Origin of the sequence: Streptococcus sp. HMSC074F05 (assembly GCF_001808725.1) — a bacterium.
Classification (GTDB): Bacteria; Bacillota; Bacilli; order Lactobacillales; family Streptococcaceae; genus Streptococcus; species Streptococcus parasanguinis_I.
In genome coordinates this window covers 24,918-42,372 of record NZ_KV794410.1, presented here as the reverse complement: position 1 = coordinate 42,372, position 17,455 = coordinate 24,918, and the positions used below count along the sequence as shown (strand labels likewise).

Here is a 17,455-nt window from a genome sequence, read left to right as displayed (position 1 = left end):
AGCTGCTCTTTTTGTGCCTAATTTTCAGAAAAATCCTAGTTTGTTACACAAATTTAATTTTTCTAAAAATTACAAAAAGCGACGAATGAGGTGAAGAGACAGCTCTTCACGTGATGCAAATCACACAATTGTAGTTAAAACCGGATAGGTGGTGAAAGTCATTTTACCAAGCTATCCTAGTATGGAAAAAGGAGTTAAAAACTTTGGCAGGACATGACGTTCAATACGGGAAACATCGGACCCGTCGTAGTTTTTCAAGAATCAAAGAGGTTCTTGATTTACCAAACTTGATTGAAATCCAGACAGACTCATTCAAAGATTTCTTGGATCATGGCTTGAAGGAAGTATTTGAAGATGTGCTTCCCATCTCAAACTTCACGGATACAATGGAATTGGAATTTGTGGGTTATGAAATCCGCGAACCTAAGTATTCGCTTGAAGAAGCGCGCATCCACGATGCCAGCTACTCAGCACCAATCTTTGTGACCTTCCGTTTGGTCAACAAAGAAACAGGTGAAATCAAGACCCAAGAAGTTTTCTTTGGTGATTTCCCAATCATGACTGAAATGGGAACTTTCATCATCAATGGTGGAGAACGGATTATCGTATCTCAGTTGGTCCGCTCACCAGGTGTCTACTTCAATGATAAGGTGGACAAGAATGGTAAGATTGGTTATGGATCTACTGTTATCCCTAACCGTGGAGCTTGGTTAGAGCTTGAAACCGACTCAAAAGACATCGCCTACACGCGCATCGACCGCACACGTAAAATTCCATTTACAACGCTTGTGCGTGCTCTTGGATTCTCAGGAGATGATGAAATCATCGATATCTTTGGGGACAGCGAATTGGTTCTCAATACCATCGAAAAAGATATCCACAAAAATCCAATGGATTCACGGACAGATGAAGCCCTCAAAGAAATCTACGAGCGTCTTCGTCCAGGTGAACCAAAAACAGCGGAAAGCTCACGTAGCTTGTTGGTAGCCCGTTTCTTTGATCCACGTCGTTATGACTTGGCACCAGTTGGTCGCTACAAGATCAACAAGAAACTCAATATCAAGAACCGCTTGTTGAATCAAACAATCGCAGAACCATTGGTGGATGCTGAAACAGGAGAAATCCTTGTAGAAGCTGGTACTGTCATGACGCGCGATGTCATCGACAGCATCTCAGAACAATTGGATAACGGTTTGAACAAAATCACCTACATTCCAAATGATGCTGCTGTTTTGACAGAACCAGTAGAATTGCAAAAATTCAAAGTTGTCGCTCCAACAGATCCAGACCGCGTTGTCACCATCATCGGAAATGCCAACCCATCTGACAAAGTACGGATTGTAACTCCAGCAGATATCTTGGCAGAAATGAGCTATTTCTTGAACCTGGCAGAAGGTATTGGTCGCGTGGATGATATCGACCACCTTGGAAACCGTCGGATTCGTGCCGTTGGTGAATTGCTTGCCAACCAAGTGCGTCTTGGACTTTCACGGATGGAACGAAACGTTCGCGAACGCATGTCTGTACAAGATAACGATGTTTTGACACCTCAACAAATCATCAACATTCGTCCAGTAACTGCAGCGATTAAAGAATTCTTTGGTTCTTCACAATTGTCACAGTTCATGGACCAACACAACCCACTTTCTGAGTTGTCTCACAAACGTCGTTTGTCTGCCTTAGGGCCTGGTGGTTTGACACGTGACCGTGCCGGATATGAAGTGCGTGACGTACACTATACCCACTATGGTCGTATGTGTCCAATCGAAACACCTGAAGGACCAAACATCGGTTTGATCAACAACTTGTCATCTTACGGACACTTGAACAAATATGGCTTCATCCAAACGCCATACCGTAAAGTGGACCGTGAAAAAGGTGTGGTGACCAACGAAATCGTTTGGTTGACAGCCGATGAAGAAGATGAGTACATCGTTGCTCAGGCCAACTCTAAGTTGAACGAAAAAGGTGGCTTTGCTGAGCCAATCGTTATGGGACGTCACCGTGGTAACAACCAAGAATTCCCATCTGATCAAGTCGACTACATGGACGTATCTCCAAAACAAGTAGTTGCTGTTGCGACAGCATGTATTCCTTTCTTGGAAAACGATGACTCCAACCGTGCCCTCATGGGTGCCAACATGCAACGTCAGGCTGTGCCATTGATTGATCCAAAAGCCCCTTATGTGGGTACTGGTATGGAATACCAAGCTGCCCATGATTCAGGAGCTGCAGTCATTGCTCAACACGATGGTAAAGTTACTTATGCAGATGCAGACAAGGTAGAAGTTCGTCGGGAAGATGGATCTCTTGATGTTTATCATATCCAAAAATTCCGTCGTTCAAACTCAGGTACGGCTTACAACCAACGTACCCTTGTAAAAGTTGGCGATGTCGTTGAAAAAGGCGACTTTATCGCTGACGGTCCATCGATGGAAAAAGGGGAAATGGCCCTTGGTCAAAACCCAATCGTCGCTTATATGACATGGGAAGGGTATAACTTCGAGGATGCCGTTATCATGAGCGAACGCTTGGTGAAAGAAGATGTTTACACATCTGTTCACTTGGAAGAATTCGAATCAGAAACACGCGATACCAAGTTAGGCCCTGAAGAAATTACCCGTGAAATTCCAAACGTTGGGGAAGATGCTCTTCGTGACTTGGATGAAACAGGTATTATCCGTATTGGTGCGGAAGTAAAAGAAGGCGATATCCTTGTCGGTAAGGTAACACCGAAGGGTGAAAAAGACCTTTCTGCTGAAGAACGTCTCCTTCACGCGATCTTTGGAGATAAATCTCGTGAAGTGCGTGATACTTCTCTTCGTGTGCCTCACGGTGGAGATGGAGTCGTTCGCGATGTTAAGATCTTTACACGTGCAAACGGAGATGAATTGCAATCGGGTGTCAACATGTTGGTTCGTGTTTACATCGCACAAAAACGCAAGATCCGCGTCGGAGATAAGATGGCCGGTCGTCACGGAAACAAAGGGGTTGTGTCTCGTATTGTTCCAGTTGAAGACATGCCTTACCTTCCAGACGGTACACCAGTTGATATCATGTTGAACCCTCTTGGGGTGCCATCACGTATGAATATCGGTCAGGTTATGGAACTTCACCTTGGTATGGCCGCTCGTAACTTGGGTATCCACATCGCAACACCAGTCTTTGACGGAGCAAGCTCAGAAGACCTCTGGGATACTGTAAAAGAAGCTGGTATGGATAGCGATGCTAAGACAATCCTTTACGATGGACGTACAGGTGAGCCATTTGACAACCGTGTCTCTGTCGGTGTCATGTACATGATCAAGCTCCACCACATGGTTGATGATAAACTCCATGCCCGTTCAGTCGGACCTTACTCAATGGTTACCCAACAACCACTCGGAGGGAAAGCTCAATTTGGTGGACAACGTTTCGGGGAAATGGAAGTGTGGGCCCTTGAGGCTTATGGTGCATCAAATGTCCTTCAAGAAATCTTGACCTACAAGTCAGATGATGTCAACGGACGTTTGAAAGCTTATGAAGCAATTACCAAAGGTAAACCAATTCCAAAACCAGGTGTACCAGAATCCTTCCGCGTTCTTGTCAAAGAATTGCAATCTCTTGGTCTTGACATGCGTGTCTTGGACGAAGATGATCAAGAAGTGGAACTTCGTGACCTCGATGAAGGGGAAGACGATGATGTGATTCATGTGGATGACCTTGAAAAAGCACGTGAAAAAGCAGCTAAGGAAGCAAAAGCAGCCTTTGATGCTGAAGAATCAGAAAAATAATCAGTAAAAATGATTGTCTTGTAAGAAACCAATGCTTCTGACAGGATGATTCGATAACAAGATACAGACACAAGGAGGTGGCAAGAAAGTTTTCTTTCTTTCCCCACCTAAGCTGTATCCAAATGAAACAAGTATGAAAACAAGGAAAGGTAAGAAATAGTGGTTGATGTAAATCGTTTTAAAAGTATGCAAATCACCCTAGCTTCTCCAAGCAAGGTCCGTTCATGGTCTTATGGAGAGGTCAAGAAACCTGAAACAATCAACTACCGTACATTGAAACCAGAACGTGAAGGTCTCTTTGATGAAGTCATCTTTGGACCTACAAAAGACTGGGAATGTGCGTGTGGGAAATACAAACGGATCCGTTACAAAGGGATCGTTTGTGACCGCTGTGGGGTTGAAGTAACACGTGCCAAGGTTCGTCGTGAACGTATGGGACACATCGAGTTGAAAGCGCCTGTATCACACATCTGGTACTTCAAAGGCATCCCTTCTCGTATGGGATTGACTTTGGATATGAGCCCTCGTGCCCTTGAAGAAGTTATTTACTTCGCAGCTTACGTGGTCATCGATCCAAAAGATACACCACTTGAGCACAAATCCATCATGACAGAACGTGAATACCGTGAACGATTGCGTGAATACGGACCAGGTTCTTTTGTAGCTAAGATGGGTGCAGAAGCGATCCAAGACCTCTTGAAACAAGTGGATCTGGAAGCTGAAATTGCTCTCTTGAAAGAAGAATTGAAGACTGCAACTGGTCAAAAACGTGTGAAGGCTGTGCGTCGTTTGGATGTCTTGGATGCCTTCTACAAATCTGGTAACAAGCCAGAGTGGATGGTTCTCAACATCCTTCCGGTTATTCCACCAGATCTTCGTCCGATGGTCCAATTGGATGGTGGCCGTTTTGCTGCCTCTGACTTGAACGACCTTTACCGTCGTGTGATCAACCGGAACAACCGTTTGGCACGTTTGCTCGAGTTGAATGCCCCTGGTATCATCGTGCAAAACGAAAAACGGATGCTCCAAGAAGCCGTTGATGCATTGATTGACAATGGTCGTCGTGGTCGTCCGATTACAGGACCAGGTAGCCGTCCACTCAAATCATTGAGCCACATGCTCAAAGGTAAACAAGGACGTTTCCGTCAAAACTTGCTCGGTAAACGTGTCGACTTCTCAGGACGTTCTGTTATCGCCGTTGGTCCAACTCTTAAGATGTACCAATGTGGTGTACCACGTGAAATGGCGATCGAGCTCTTCAAACCATTTGTGATGCGTGAAATCGTTGCGCGTGATATCGTGCAAAACGTCAAAGCTGCAAAACGCTTGGTCGAACGTGGAGATGAACGCATCTGGGATATCCTAGAAGAAGTGATCAAAGAACACCCAGTTCTCTTGAACCGCGCACCGACCCTTCACCGTTTGGGGATCCAAGCTTTTGAACCTGTATTGATTGACGGGAAAGCTCTTCGCTTGCACCCACTTGTCTGTGAAGCCTACAATGCCGACTTTGACGGGGACCAAATGGCCATCCACGTACCGCTTTCAGAAGAAGCCCAAGCAGAAGCTCGTATCTTGATGTTGGCTGCTGAGCACATCTTGAACCCTAAAGACGGTAAACCAGTTGTTACCCCATCTCAGGATATGGTATTGGGGAACTACTACCTCACTATGGAAGAAGCTGGTCGTGAAGGCGAAGGCATGGTCTTTAAAGACCGTGATGAAGCGGTCATGGCCCTTCGCAATGGCTATGTTCACTTGCATACCCGTGTCGGAATTGCGACAGATAGCTTGAACAAACCATGGACAGAAGCGCAACAACACAAGATTCTCTTGACAACTGTTGGTAAGATTCTCTTTAACGATATCATGCCTGCAGAACTTCCATACCTTCAAGAGCCAAATAATGCCAACTTGACAGAAGGCGTTCCAGCTAAGTACTTCTTGGAGCCTGGTCAAGATGTCAAAGCAGCGATTGAAAAATTGGAATTAAACGTTCCATTCAAGAAGAAAAATCTTGGAAATATCATCGCAGAAATCTTCAAACGCTTCCGTACAACTGAAACGTCTGCTTTCTTGGACCGCTTGAAAGACCTGGGTTACCATCACTCAACCCTTGCTGGTTTGACAGTGGGGATTGCCGATATCCCGGTCGTTGAAGACAAGGCAGAAATCATTGAAGAATCTCACAAACGTGTGGAACAAATCACCAAACAATTCCGTCGTGGTTTGATCACGGATGACGAACGCTACAATGCCGTTACAGCTGAATGGCGTGCGGCTCGTGAGAAATTGGAAAAACGCTTGGTGGATAACCAAGATCCGAAGAACCCAATCGTTATGATGATGGACTCTGGAGCCCGTGGTAACATCTCAAACTTCTCGCAGCTTGCCGGTATGCGTGGTTTGATGGCCGCTCCAAACGGACGGATCATGGAATTGCCAATCCTGTCAAACTTCCGCGAAGGTTTGTCAGTACTCGAAATGTTCTTCTCAACTCACGGTGCCCGTAAAGGGATGACCGATACGGCCCTTAAGACAGCCGACTCTGGTTACTTGACTCGTCGTTTGGTTGACGTGGCCCAAGACGTCATTATTCGTGAAGATGACTGTGGAACAGACCGTGGACTTGTAATCCGTGCCATTACTGATGGCAAGGAAATGATCGAGCCACTCGAAGAACGCTTGACAGGTCGTTATACCAAGAAATCTGTTAAACACCCTGAAACAGGTGAAGTCATTGTTGGGCCAGATACCTTGATCTCAGAAGACCTAGCACGTGAAATTGTCAAAGCTGGTGTGGAAGAAGTCACTATCCGCTCTGTCTTTACATGTAACACCCGCCATGGTGTCTGCCGTCACTGTTATGGTATCAACTTGGCGACTGGTGATGCGGTTGAAGTGGGTGAAGCAGTCGGAACCATCGCTGCCCAATCTATCGGGGAACCTGGTACACAGTTGACCATGCGTACCTTCCACACGGGTGGGGTTGCCTCAAATGCCGATATCACGCAAGGTCTTCCTCGTGTCCAAGAAATCTTTGAAGCCCGCAATCCAAAAGGGGAAGCGGTCATCACTGAGGTCAAAGGGGAAGTCACAGCCATCGAAGAAGATGCTTCTACACGGACCAAGAAAGTCTTTGTTAGCGGAGCAACTGGTGAAGGTGAATACGTTGTCCCTTACACTGCCCGCATGAAAGTCGAAGTAGGAGATCAAGTCTCTCGTGGTGCGGCTCTGACAGAAGGGTCTATCCAACCAAAACGTCTCCTTGCCGTTCGTGATGTCTTGTCGGTTGAAACTTACCTTCTTGCGGAAGTACAAAAAGTATACCGTAGCCAAGGGGTAGAAATCGGCGATAAACACATCGAGGTAATGGTTCGTCAAATGATCCGTAAAGTACGTGTCATGGATCCAGGAGATACAGACCTTCTCATGGGTACGCTTATGGACATTACAGACTTTACAGATGCTAATAAGGATGTCCTTATCTCTGGTGGAGTTCCTGCGACTGCTCGTCCAGTCCTTATGGGAATCACCAAAGCCTCTCTTGAAACCAACAGTTTCTTGTCAGCTGCTTCCTTCCAAGAAACCACTCGTGTTCTTACTGACGCAGCGATCCGTGGTAAGAAAGACCATCTCCTTGGACTTAAGGAAAATGTTATCATTGGTAAGATTATTCCTGCAGGTACAGGTATGGCTCGTTACCGTAACTTGGAACCACAAGCGATTAATGAAGTTGAAATTATCGAAGAAGTGCCATTAACAGATGGAACAGTTGATGAAGTTCAAACAGCTGAAGTCGTAGAAGAATAAGAAAATTAGTCGGAACTACAAGTTCCGGCTTTTTTTTGAAAAAAGGAACCAATAGCAATTAGGCAGTCTATTTTTGAAAAATAATGGTGAAAATAGCCTGAAAACTACCTGAAAAATCATGCTCTGAGCAGATAACTTTTATTCTCAAAGGATTTTCTATATAATAGAGGATACAAAGGATGGAAGAGTTTATGTATCGAGTGATTGAAATGTACGGGGACTGTGAACCCTGGTGGTTTTTAGAAGGTTGGGAAGAAGATATCGTGAGTAGTCGGAAGTTTGAAGACTATTACCAGGCTTTGAAATACTACAAGCAGAAGTGGTTGGAGTTAAATGAGCACTTTCCAAGTTATAAGAGTCGGAGTGACCTCATGACGATCTTTTGGGATACCAAGGAGCAAGAGTGGTGTGAGGACTGCAGTGAAGATGTGCAGTTTTTCCATTCGATTGTCCTCCTAGAAGACGAGCATAAGATCCCTAAAAGCAAGCTCCGCCCAGGCTACGAAAAGGAAAGAGGCAGTCGCAAACACCGTTCTTGTCAATATACACTCGATTCAAAAAAGGGGACGACCCTGTCATAAGAGAAATGCGGAAGATTTTTTAGAGCGATCTAGAAAGTCTTCTTTTTTTGTCTTCTTTTTCGAATAGTATAAGTGAGAGGAGGAACTATGGTTCAAGAAATTGCAAAAAAATTGATCCGCATGGGAAAAAAGGAAGAAGCTCAGGATCTTTACTTCATTCCTCGGAAGGAGGAGTACCAGGTTTTTATGAGGGTGGGAGACGAGAGGCGCTTTGTGCAGTCCTTCCCTTTTGAGGAGATGACGGCTATGATTAGCCACTTTAAGTTCGTGGCAGGGATGAATGTGGGAGAAAAAAGGCGCAGCCAGCTAGGATCGTGTGATTACCCTTTGGAGAATGGAGTGGTTTCGATTCGCTTGTCAACGGTGGGGGATTATCGTGGCTATGAAAGCTTGGTTATTCGGCTCTTGCATGATGAGGAGCGAGAATTACGGTTTTGGTTTGATCAGTTGCCAGACTTGAAGAAGAAATTGGCTGGTCGTGGCCTCTATCTCTTTGCAGGTCCTGTTGGTTCGGGAAAGACCACTCTCATGCATGCGTTGGCGCAAGAGCGCTTTGCGGACCAGCAAGTCATGTCTATTGAAGACCCTGTCGAGATCAAGCAGGACAATATGCTTCAACTTCAGCTGAATGACCAGATCGGCATGACCTATGACAACCTGATCAAACTCTCCTTACGCCATCGGCCGGACCTTCTCATTATTGGAGAAATCCGAGATAGGGAAACAGCTCGTGCGGTCGTACGAGCTAGTTTGACAGGAGTCACCGTCTTCTCTACGATCCATGCCAAGAGCGTTCGAGGTGTTTATGAGAGGCTCTTAGAACTTGGAGTGAGTGAGGAAGAGCTCAAGATTGTTTTACAAGGTATTTGCTACCAACGATTAATTGCAGGAGGAGGTGTGGTCGATTTTGCGACGGAAAACTACCAAGAGCACTCAGCCAGCCGCTGGAACCAACAAATGGATCTCTTGGCTCAATCGGGATATATCCAGCTGGCTCAGGCGCAAGCCGAAAAAATTATCTACCGCTAAACAAAAGCAAATCATCGAATTGTTTTTGAATCTTTATTCGAGTGGTTTTCATCTGTCTGAGATTGTCGATTTTCTGGATCGCTCTCACCTAGTGGAGAGTCGTTTGGTTTCCCAGATGCGAGAGGACCTCTCGAGGGGGCGGAGTTTTTCAGAGATGATGGCGGGGATCGGTTTTTCAGATGCGGTCACGACACAGCTGTCTCTCGCTGAACTCCATGGCAATCTTGCATTGAGCTTGGAGAAAATCAGTGCTTACCTAGAAAACATGCGCAAGGTCAAGAAAAAGCTGATTGAGGTGAGCACCTATCCTCTCATCTTGCTTGGATTTTTAGTTCTGATTATGCTAGGCTTGCGCAATTACTTGCTTCCTCAAATGGATGCTCAAAATATTGGGACGCAATTGATCAGTTCCTTCCCCCAACTCTTTTTGGCCTTAGGAGCGGGACTGGTGATCTTCTTCTTACTCAGCTTTCTCTATTATCGAAAGTCAGGCAAGATCAAGGTTTTTAGAACCTTGTCTCATCTGCCTTTCGGGAAAGGCATGATTCAAGCTTATTTGACAGCCTATTATGCCAGAGAATGGGGTAATCTGATTGGACAAGGATTGGAATTGTCTCAGATTTTTTCCATGATGCAGGGGCAAAAATCCCAGCTTTTTCAGGAAATTGGAAGGGACTTAGCTCTTTCTTTAGATCGTGGCCAGTCCTTTTCAGAGACGGTCAGGGGGTATTCTTTTTTCAAAAAAGAATTGTCCCTTATGATTGAATACGGTGAAGTCAAATCAAAGCTCGGAAGTGAGCTAGAGATCTACGCTGAAAAAACATGGGAAGATTTCTTTCGTCGGGTTCACAAGGCCATGAATGTGATACAACCCTTGGTGTTTGTCTTTGTGGCTCTTGTGATTGTCTTACTCTATGCAGCCATGTTGCTGCCGATTTATCAAAATATGGAGGTCCATTTATGAAAACATTAAAAACCTATCAGGTTAAGGCTTTTACACTGATTGAAATGTTGGTGGTCTTATTGATCATCAGTGTGCTCTTATTGCTCTTTGTGCCGAATTTGACCAAGCAAAAAGACTCCGTGAAAGAGACAGGAAATGCAGCGGTTGTGAAGGTGGTCGAAAGCCAGGCTGAATTGTACGAGCTCAATCATACCAATGACCAAGCTACTCTATCAAAGCTAATTGCTGATGGAAATATTACCAACAAACAAGCAGAGTCCTACCGTGCCTATTATGCGAAAAATAGTGGAGAAACTCGTGCGGTTGCAGATTAAGGCCTTCACCTTGGTGGAGACTCTTCTGACCTTGATGATCGTCAGTTTTATCTATCTGGGCTTATCGGGATCGATCAAGACGAGCTTTCAGCAGGTGGAAGAAAAAGTATTTTTTGCAGAGTTTGAACACCTCTATCAAGAAAGCCAGAAAATAGCGCTGGCAAGGCAAACGGAATTGGATGTTGAAGTGACTGCAAGGAAGATTCAAACGCCTTACCAGACGGTGGAGATTCCTGATTCTGTCATTTTGCAAGATCCTAAAACTATTCGTTTAGACCGTGCAGGTGGCAATTCATCCCTGGCTAATGTTCACTTTCAGACACAGAGAGGAGTGGTGACCTATCAGCTTTCGCTTGGAAATGGAAAAATTAAAAAGAGCATCCGTTCCCGCTAGTATTCTCATAGAATCCCTAGTAGCTTTGAGTTTATTTGCCATGATTACGACCCTATTATTAGGGGAGATCCGGCGTTCGCGCAAGGAGCGACTAGCGGATTTCAATGAGGTAGAGGTCTTATCTGTCGCTCAAATGGCGCTTCAGACAGGGCAAAATCATCTGGAGGCTAATGGCATTCAGGTTCAAGTCGAAAAAGATGCCGATCAACTCACGGTCTATCATCAAGGAAAGGTGGTGCTGCATGTGGAATAAAGGAAAGGTCAAGGCCTTTACCCTGCTCGAAGCCTTGGTCGCTCTCTTGGTGCTCAGTGGGGGTGTGTTGGTCTTTCAAGGCTTGACCAAGCTCCTGCATGCTGAATTGGACTACCAGGCGCATCAAAAGCAGGAAGAATGGATACTTTTTCAGCAACAATTGCAGGTGGAATTGGATCGGAGCCATTTTGAAAAAGTAGCGGACAATCATATCTACTTGGTTCAGGATCAAAAACCAATTGCCATTGGTCAATCTAAAGGAGATGATATCCGAAAAACAGATGATAAGGGCAGGGGCTATCAGCCTATGATTTCAGGGGTTCGCTCTAGCCAAATTTGGCAGGAGGGAGAGTTGATTCATCTGCGGTTGAATTTCGAAGAAGGTCTAGAAAGGGAGTATGTCTACCATGTGGTACCAGCGATGCAAAATGAAAAAAGTTAAGGCTGGTGTCTTGCTCTACGCCCTCTTGATGGCAGCGATTTTTAGTCTCTTACTTCAGTTTTACCTGCACCGTCAGGTTGCGGAGAGACGGATCTTAAAGACGAGTCAAGATCGCCTTCGGGCCTATGCTTTGGTGCAAATGGCTCTTGAAAAGAGAAAGAGTGATGAGAAGACATCAGAGATTCATTTAAAATCTGGAGTTGTTCAGCTACAGCAGGACACTGATTTTCTTCATGCTCAGGCTAAGATGGATGGCGAAAGCTATGAGTTTGTCCTTCCTGTGAGGGAAGAAAAAGAAAGCAAGAAAGCTAAAAAAGAAAAGAAGAAGACGCAGAAAGATAAGGAGAAGGCAGGGAGCGAAAAGCCTTCTGAAGAGACTCCAAATGAGACCAAGGAGCCATCAGAAAATAGCGAAAAAGACTAATTTTTGGTATGATAGGGTGCGGAGGAAATCATGAATTTCGAAAAAATTGAACAAGCCTATACCTATCTATTAGAAAACACTCAAAGTATTCAAAATGAATTGTCGACCAACTTTTATGACGCCTTGATTGAACAAAATGCCATGTATTTGGATGGCAAGACAGATCTAGACATTGTTAAAAATAATAGCAAAAAATTAAAAGAACTAGGTTTAAGTAAGGAAGAATGGCGCAGAGCCTACCAATTCCTTTTTATGAAAGCTGCTCAGACAGAGCCTTTACAAGCGAATCACCAGTTCACACCAGATGCGATTGGTTTTATCATTACATTTTTGATTGATCAGTTGGCCAAAGGCGACCAACTGGATGTCTTAGAAGTGGGAAGTGGAACCGGAAATCTCGCTGAGACCATTGTCAACAATAGCCGCCTCACGATTGATTACTTAGGATTGGAAGTAGATGATCTCTTGATTGACCTATCTGCTAGTATCGCAGATGTGATGAAGTCTAGCGTTGTCTTTGCACAAGGCGATGCGGTTCGCCCACAAGTTTTGAAAGAAAGTGACTTGATCGTCAGTGATCTTCCTATTGGATACTATCCAGATGATGCCATTGCACAGCGCTATCAGGTAGCGAGCTTCGAAGGCCATACCTATGCCCATCACCTCATGATGGAACAGGCTCTGAAATACCTGAAACCTCAAGGAGTAGCCATCTTTTTAGCTCCAAACAACCTCTTGACGAGCCCTCAGAGTGATCTTTTAAAAGCTTGGCTAACAGACAAGGCTCAACTCCTTGCCATGCTGACCTTGCCAGAATCTCTCTTTTCAAATCCAGCCTATGCTAAGACGATTTTCGTCCTACGAAAACAAGAAGAAGAGTCTGTTCAGCCCTTTGTCTATCCGTTTACCGATCTCCAGGATCACGACCAGGTGGTTCACTTTATGGAAAGTTTCCAAAACTGGTTAAAGGATAGTGAAATTTGATCAAAGATCTGATATAATAGAGGAAGTGAAAACGCTTAATGAGGTGAATATATGTCGAAAACAATTTCTATTAATGCAGGAAGCTCTAGTTTGAAATGGCAATTGTACCAAATGCCAGAGGAAACTGTTCTTGCAAAAGGGTTGATTGAACGGATCGGTTTGAAAGATTCTATTTCAACTGTTAAATTTGATGGACGCTCTGAAAAACAAGTATTAGATATCCAGGATCATACACAAGCTGTAAAAATTTTGTTGGATGATTTGATTCGCTTTGATATTATCAAATCCTACGATGAGATTACAGGCGTGGGCCACCGCGTCGTTGCTGGTGGAGAATACTTCAAGGATTCTGCCTTGGTAGATGACGAAGTCCTTCGAAAAGTAGAAGAATTGTCTTTGTTAGCACCTCTTCATAATCCTGCAAATGCAGCTGGAATTCGTGCCTTTAGAGAGATTTGTCCAAATATTACCAGTGTTGTGGTATTTGATACTTCTTTCCATACAACCATGCCGGAAAAAGCTTATCGTTACCCTCTTCCAACTAAATATTACACAGAAAATAAGGTCCGTAAGTACGGTGCTCATGGAACCAGTCATCAGTATGTAGCTGGTGAAGCTGCTAAACTTCTTGGAAAACCATTAGAAGAATTGAAATTGATCACCTGCCACGTTGGAAATGGTGTATCTGTTACAGCGGTTGACAAGGGAATCTCTGTCGATACCTCAATGGGCTTCACCCCTCTAGGTGGAGTCATGATGGGAACCCGTACAGGGGATCTCGATCCAGCGATTATTCCTTACTTGATGGAACATACAGAGGATTTCAATAAGCCTGAAGATATCAGCCGCATCCTCAATCGTGAATCAGGTCTTCTGGGTGTTTCTGGATCTTCTAGTGACATGCGGGATATTCATACAGCGATGCATAATGGAGACGAAAAAGCCAAATTGGCTTACGATATCTTTATCGATCGTTTGCAAAAATACATCGGTCAATACTTGGCTGTTTTGAATGGTGCAGATGCCATCATCTTTACAGCAGGAATCGGTGAAAATGCAGTAAACGTTCGTTCTTCTATTATCAATGGCATCAGCTGGTTTGGCTGCAAGGTCGACCCTGAAAAGAACGTCTTTGGAGTTGTCGGAGACATTTCCACAGATGATTCCCGTGTGAAGGTATTGGTGATTCCAACGGATGAAGAGTTGGTGATTGCGCGTGACGTTGAACGTTTCAAAAATCAGTAAACTGAAAAAAAGAGAGAAGGCTGAAGGCGAAAGCCCCAGCCTTCTTATTTTATGCAAGAAAGAGGTTGTCCATTGAAAAAAATACAGTCTTTTGTTCGAAAGCACCCATTATGTAAGAATGCCCTCTGGCTCCTTCTTTTTGTGCCCTTATTCTTTCTTTCACAATTTCCCCTCATCACTATGGTTTATTCCCTTCAAGAAGGAATGGATGCAAGGTGGATCACTATCCTCACTCTCTTGGTAACAGTGATGGTGCTATTTATTTTTTATATAGTCATAAAGAAGAGCCCTCTGGAAAACTTAGATGTTCGGGTCATAACCTGGCCGGCTCTGGGGAGAAATTTTCTTTTTCTTCTCTTGTTGATGGCTAATAATCTGCTCGCCTATCCCTTGTTGAAACAAGAGGCAGGTGGTACAACAGCAAACCAAGCGGCTCTGAATGAGCTGCAATCTCATGCTCCTTTTCTTGCTATGGGAATGGTCGTGATCCTTGTCGCTCCGATTCTAGAAGAGCTGCTTTGTCGGGCCATCATCCCTCGTTTGATCTTTCGAGGAGCAGAACCGATCGGTTACTTAGCCGGTGCTCTCTTTTTTACTTATTTGCATGGACCGAGCGCCTTGGGGGAATGGGTAGCCTACGGAGGTATGTCTTTGATCTTAACTTGGGTGGCTTATCGCTACCAGCGGATCGAGTACAGTATTTGCCTCCATATGACCTTGAATGCGCTAGCTTATTATTATCCTGCTGTATTCCTCCTTTGTTTATTGCCGGTATCGAGAGTTTTCTTCCATGATAAATTATGATAAAATGGTAGGTACCAATGAGTTTTGATGCAGAACCATCCTACAGAAGGTCAGATAAAATCAGAAATCCGTATGGAGAGTAGACTCAGGGGTTTAGAACACTTGTTCTAGCCTCTTTTGTTCGCAAGCATGCTGTAGGAAGGGAATCGAAGGAGGACGAAAATGATTGATAATAAATGGCTGAGTGGCCAAGGGACCCTTCTTTGTGGGATCTTAAATGTCACTCCGGATTCATTTTCTGATGGCGGTAAGTATACGAGTGTGGATGCAGCCGTGCAGCAGGCGAGAAAACTGATCCAAGAAGGAGCTCAGATCCTCGATATCGGGGGAGAATCAACCAGACCAGGTAGTCATTATGTAGTAGAGATCCAAGAAGAGATTGACCGCGTGGTTCCAGTAATTAAAGCCATTCGGAAAGAAAGTGATGTCTTGATTTCAGTGGATACCTGGAAGTCCCAGGTGGCGGCGGCGGCGCTCGAAGCTGGGGCTGATATTGTCAACGATATTACTGGTTTTCTTGGAGATCCTAAGATGGCTGCTGTCGTCGCGGAGCATGAAGCGGGCGCAGTTCTCATGTTTAATCCAGTGATGGCAAGACCGCATCATCCAAGTTCCACTATTTTTCCAACTTTTGGTTTTGAGCCAGTCTTTTCAGAGCAAGAACTTCAACAGATGGCTCAAGAACCGATTCAAGACTTGATGTGGACCTTCTTTGATCGCTCGCTTGCGGTAGCGAAAGCAGCCGGTGTCCAGATGGATCGTATCATGCTGGATCCTGGGATTGGTTTTGGTTTGACCAAGCGTGAGAACTTACTCTTATTACAAGAGCTAGAGACGATTCACCAAAAGGGCTATCCGATCTTTCTAGGGGTCTCCCGCAAACGTTTTGTGGTCAATATTATTGAGGAAGCTGGATTTGAGACAGATCCTGCAACGGAGACTGGTTTTTGGAATCGGGACCTGGCTTCGAGCCATTTGACGAGTATTGCAGCCAGTCAAGGAGTCGAAGTGGTGCGGGTGCATGATATTCCTCTTCACAAGATGGCAGCCAGTCTGGGCCAAGCCATTTTCCAAGCCCAAGAGGCAGCAGATACCAATTTAAAACAATACAAGTAAATGAAGACAAAAGAACATCAGTTGGATCTTCGTTGGCTAGAAGCCTATCGTTCCCAAGATCCACATTTCGGCTTGGAGCGCATGGAAGCTCTCTTGGCTTTGAGAGGAAATCCTCACCTAGACTGTCGGGTCATTCATGTTGCGGGGACCAATGGCAAAGGATCTACCATTGCTACCTTGTCCCAACTCTTGAGGCAGGCAGGTTTACGCGTTGGAGTCTTTACCTCTCCTTATCTGATCTATTACAATGACCAAATCACCATTAATGGCGAAGCCATTTCAGATCAAGACCTGCAAACCTACCTGGATAGTTACCAGCAGCTCCTGCAAGCTGAACAATCAAGGGCTATCTTTCAAGGTTTGACGGAATTTGAAGTGATGACGGCCATCGCCTATGATTATTTTGATCACGAGGAGCTGGATTATGTGATCATGGAAGTCGGTATGGGGGGACGACTAGACAGTACCAATGTCTGTCAGCCTGTTCTGACTGCGATCACTTCGATTGGCTTGGATCATGTCGCCCTTCTTGGGCCAGATCTGGCTTCCATCGCCCGTGAAAAGGCAGGCATCATTAAGCCAGGAATTCCTCTGGTTCTAGGGAAATTAGAAGCAGAAGCCAGCCAAGTCATTGAAGGCATTGCGATTCAGAAGCAGGCACCGATAACAGCCTATGACAGAGATTACCAAGTTGAGCTAGAGGCCTCTTGTCTATCGGGCCAATCCTTTTCTTATCACAGTTCCAAAAGAGAAACAGCCTCCTATCAAGTAGCGCTCTTAGGTCATCACCAGGCTAGAAATGCAGCTCTTGCGATCAGTATCTGTGATGTACTTTTTGAAAGAGAAGGGCGTGAACTCTTGTCAAGAGAGTTAGTGGATGAGGCCTTGCATCAAGTCGTCTGGCCTGGCCGGATGGAAGTGGTCTCGCAAAATCCCATGATCTTGCTTGATGGGGCCCATAATCCCCATGCCGTTGCGCCTTTGATCGCAAGTCTTCGGGAACTGTTCCCAAGGCAAAAAAAGACCATTCTTTTTACCTGCATCCGGACCAAAGCTTTAGAAGAGATGCTCATTCAGTGGCAGGAACTGGAAAATAGTCGCTTGATCCTAACGACCTTTGAAGATCCAAGAGCCTATTCTCAAGAAGAGATAAGAGCTGCTGCGAAAAACCATCAGCTTGAGGAAGTCAACTGGCAAGAGTTTCTACAAAACTGGCAAGCAAAAGGCGATGAGCTCCTCATTGTAACGGGATCGCTCTACTTTCTTAGCCAGGTACGACCTTATTTATTAAAAACAGAAAAATCCAACTAGGAGATGAT

15 protein-coding genes are annotated in these 17,455 nt (G+C 44.9%); all 15 read left to right on the top strand.

Annotation, left to right across the window (positions count from 1 at the left end):
- The first annotated feature begins 203 nt into the window (after positions 1-203).
- The 15 genes from rpoB to HMPREF2685_RS03395 all read left to right on the top strand — a co-directional run bounded on the left by rpoB (position 204) and on the right by HMPREF2685_RS03395 (position 17,447).
- The gene (gene rpoB, locus HMPREF2685_RS03465; RefSeq protein ID WP_070465301.1) at positions 204-3,773 is read left to right on the top strand and encodes a DNA-directed RNA polymerase subunit beta; all 3,570 of its coding nucleotides are present in this window, start codon (positions 204-206) and stop codon (positions 3,771-3,773) included.
- A gap of 159 nt (positions 3,774-3,932) precedes the next feature.
- On the top strand, positions 3,933-7,586 hold the full coding sequence (rpoC, locus tag HMPREF2685_RS03460; protein ID WP_070465298.1) for a DNA-directed RNA polymerase subunit beta': 3,654 nt from the start codon (positions 3,933-3,935) through the stop codon (positions 7,584-7,586).
- A 191-nt stretch (positions 7,587-7,777) separates the two neighbouring features.
- A complete protein-coding gene (locus HMPREF2685_RS03455) occupies positions 7,778-8,167 on the top strand; it encodes a DUF1033 family protein (RefSeq protein WP_031572596.1) in 390 nt (129 codons plus the stop codon).
- Between the two features lie 87 nt (positions 8,168-8,254).
- Positions 8,255-9,196 carry a competence type IV pilus ATPase ComGA gene (gene comGA, locus HMPREF2685_RS03450; protein ID WP_070465296.1) on the top strand — a complete coding sequence of 314 codons (942 nt, stop codon included), beginning with the start codon at positions 8,255-8,257 and terminating at the stop codon, positions 9,194-9,196.
- Complete coding sequence (gene comGB, locus HMPREF2685_RS03445; protein ID WP_176745544.1) at positions 9,129-10,160, top strand: competence type IV pilus assembly protein ComGB; 1,032 nt, start codon at positions 9,129-9,131, stop codon at positions 10,158-10,160. The genes comGA and comGB overlap by 68 nt, the downstream gene beginning before the upstream one ends.
- Complete coding sequence (comGC, locus tag HMPREF2685_RS03440; RefSeq protein WP_070465293.1) at positions 10,157-10,474, top strand: competence type IV pilus major pilin ComGC; 318 nt, start codon at positions 10,157-10,159, stop codon at positions 10,472-10,474. Before comGB ends, comGC begins: the two co-directional genes overlap by 4 nt.
- Entirely contained in the window at positions 10,464-10,868 is a 405-nt protein-coding gene (gene comGD / locus HMPREF2685_RS03435) for a competence type IV pilus minor pilin ComGD (protein ID WP_003004513.1), read from the top strand. The genes comGC and comGD overlap by 11 nt, the downstream gene beginning before the upstream one ends.
- Positions 10,834-11,121, top strand: coding sequence for a competence type IV pilus minor pilin ComGE (comGE, locus tag HMPREF2685_RS03430; RefSeq protein ID WP_070465291.1), 288 nt, complete (start codon positions 10,834-10,836; stop codon positions 11,119-11,121). Before comGD ends, comGE begins: the two co-directional genes overlap by 35 nt.
- Positions 11,111-11,563, top strand: a complete 453-nt coding sequence (gene comGF / locus HMPREF2685_RS03425; protein WP_061455749.1) for a competence type IV pilus minor pilin ComGF — start codon at positions 11,111-11,113, stop codon at positions 11,561-11,563. The genes comGE and comGF overlap by 11 nt, the downstream gene beginning before the upstream one ends.
- Positions 11,550-11,987: a competence type IV pilus minor pilin ComGG gene (comGG, locus tag HMPREF2685_RS03420; RefSeq protein ID WP_247920116.1), complete on the top strand. Its 438-nt coding sequence runs from the start codon at positions 11,550-11,552 to the stop codon at positions 11,985-11,987. The genes comGF and comGG overlap by 14 nt, the downstream gene beginning before the upstream one ends.
- A gap of 30 nt (positions 11,988-12,017) precedes the next feature.
- Entirely contained in the window at positions 12,018-12,971 is a 954-nt protein-coding gene (locus HMPREF2685_RS03415) for a class I SAM-dependent methyltransferase (protein ID WP_070465286.1), read from the top strand.
- Positions 12,972-13,022: 51 nt separating this feature from the next.
- Positions 13,023-14,216 (top strand): acetate kinase, encoded by a 1,194-nt coding sequence (locus HMPREF2685_RS03410; RefSeq protein ID WP_023919646.1) that lies wholly within the window; start codon positions 13,023-13,025, stop codon positions 14,214-14,216.
- Positions 14,217-14,579: 363 nt separating this feature from the next.
- Positions 14,580-15,020 (top strand): CPBP family intramembrane glutamic endopeptidase, encoded by a 441-nt coding sequence (locus HMPREF2685_RS10825; protein ID WP_261674178.1) that lies wholly within the window; start codon positions 14,580-14,582, stop codon positions 15,018-15,020.
- Positions 15,021-15,182: 162 nt separating this feature from the next.
- On the top strand, positions 15,183-16,136 hold the full coding sequence (folP, locus tag HMPREF2685_RS03400; protein ID WP_070465282.1) for a dihydropteroate synthase: 954 nt from the start codon (positions 15,183-15,185) through the stop codon (positions 16,134-16,136).
- Entirely contained in the window at positions 16,137-17,447 is a 1,311-nt protein-coding gene (locus HMPREF2685_RS03395; protein ID WP_070465279.1) for a bifunctional folylpolyglutamate synthase/dihydrofolate synthase, read from the top strand. It begins immediately after the preceding gene.
- Positions 17,448-17,455: the final 8 nt, after the last annotated feature.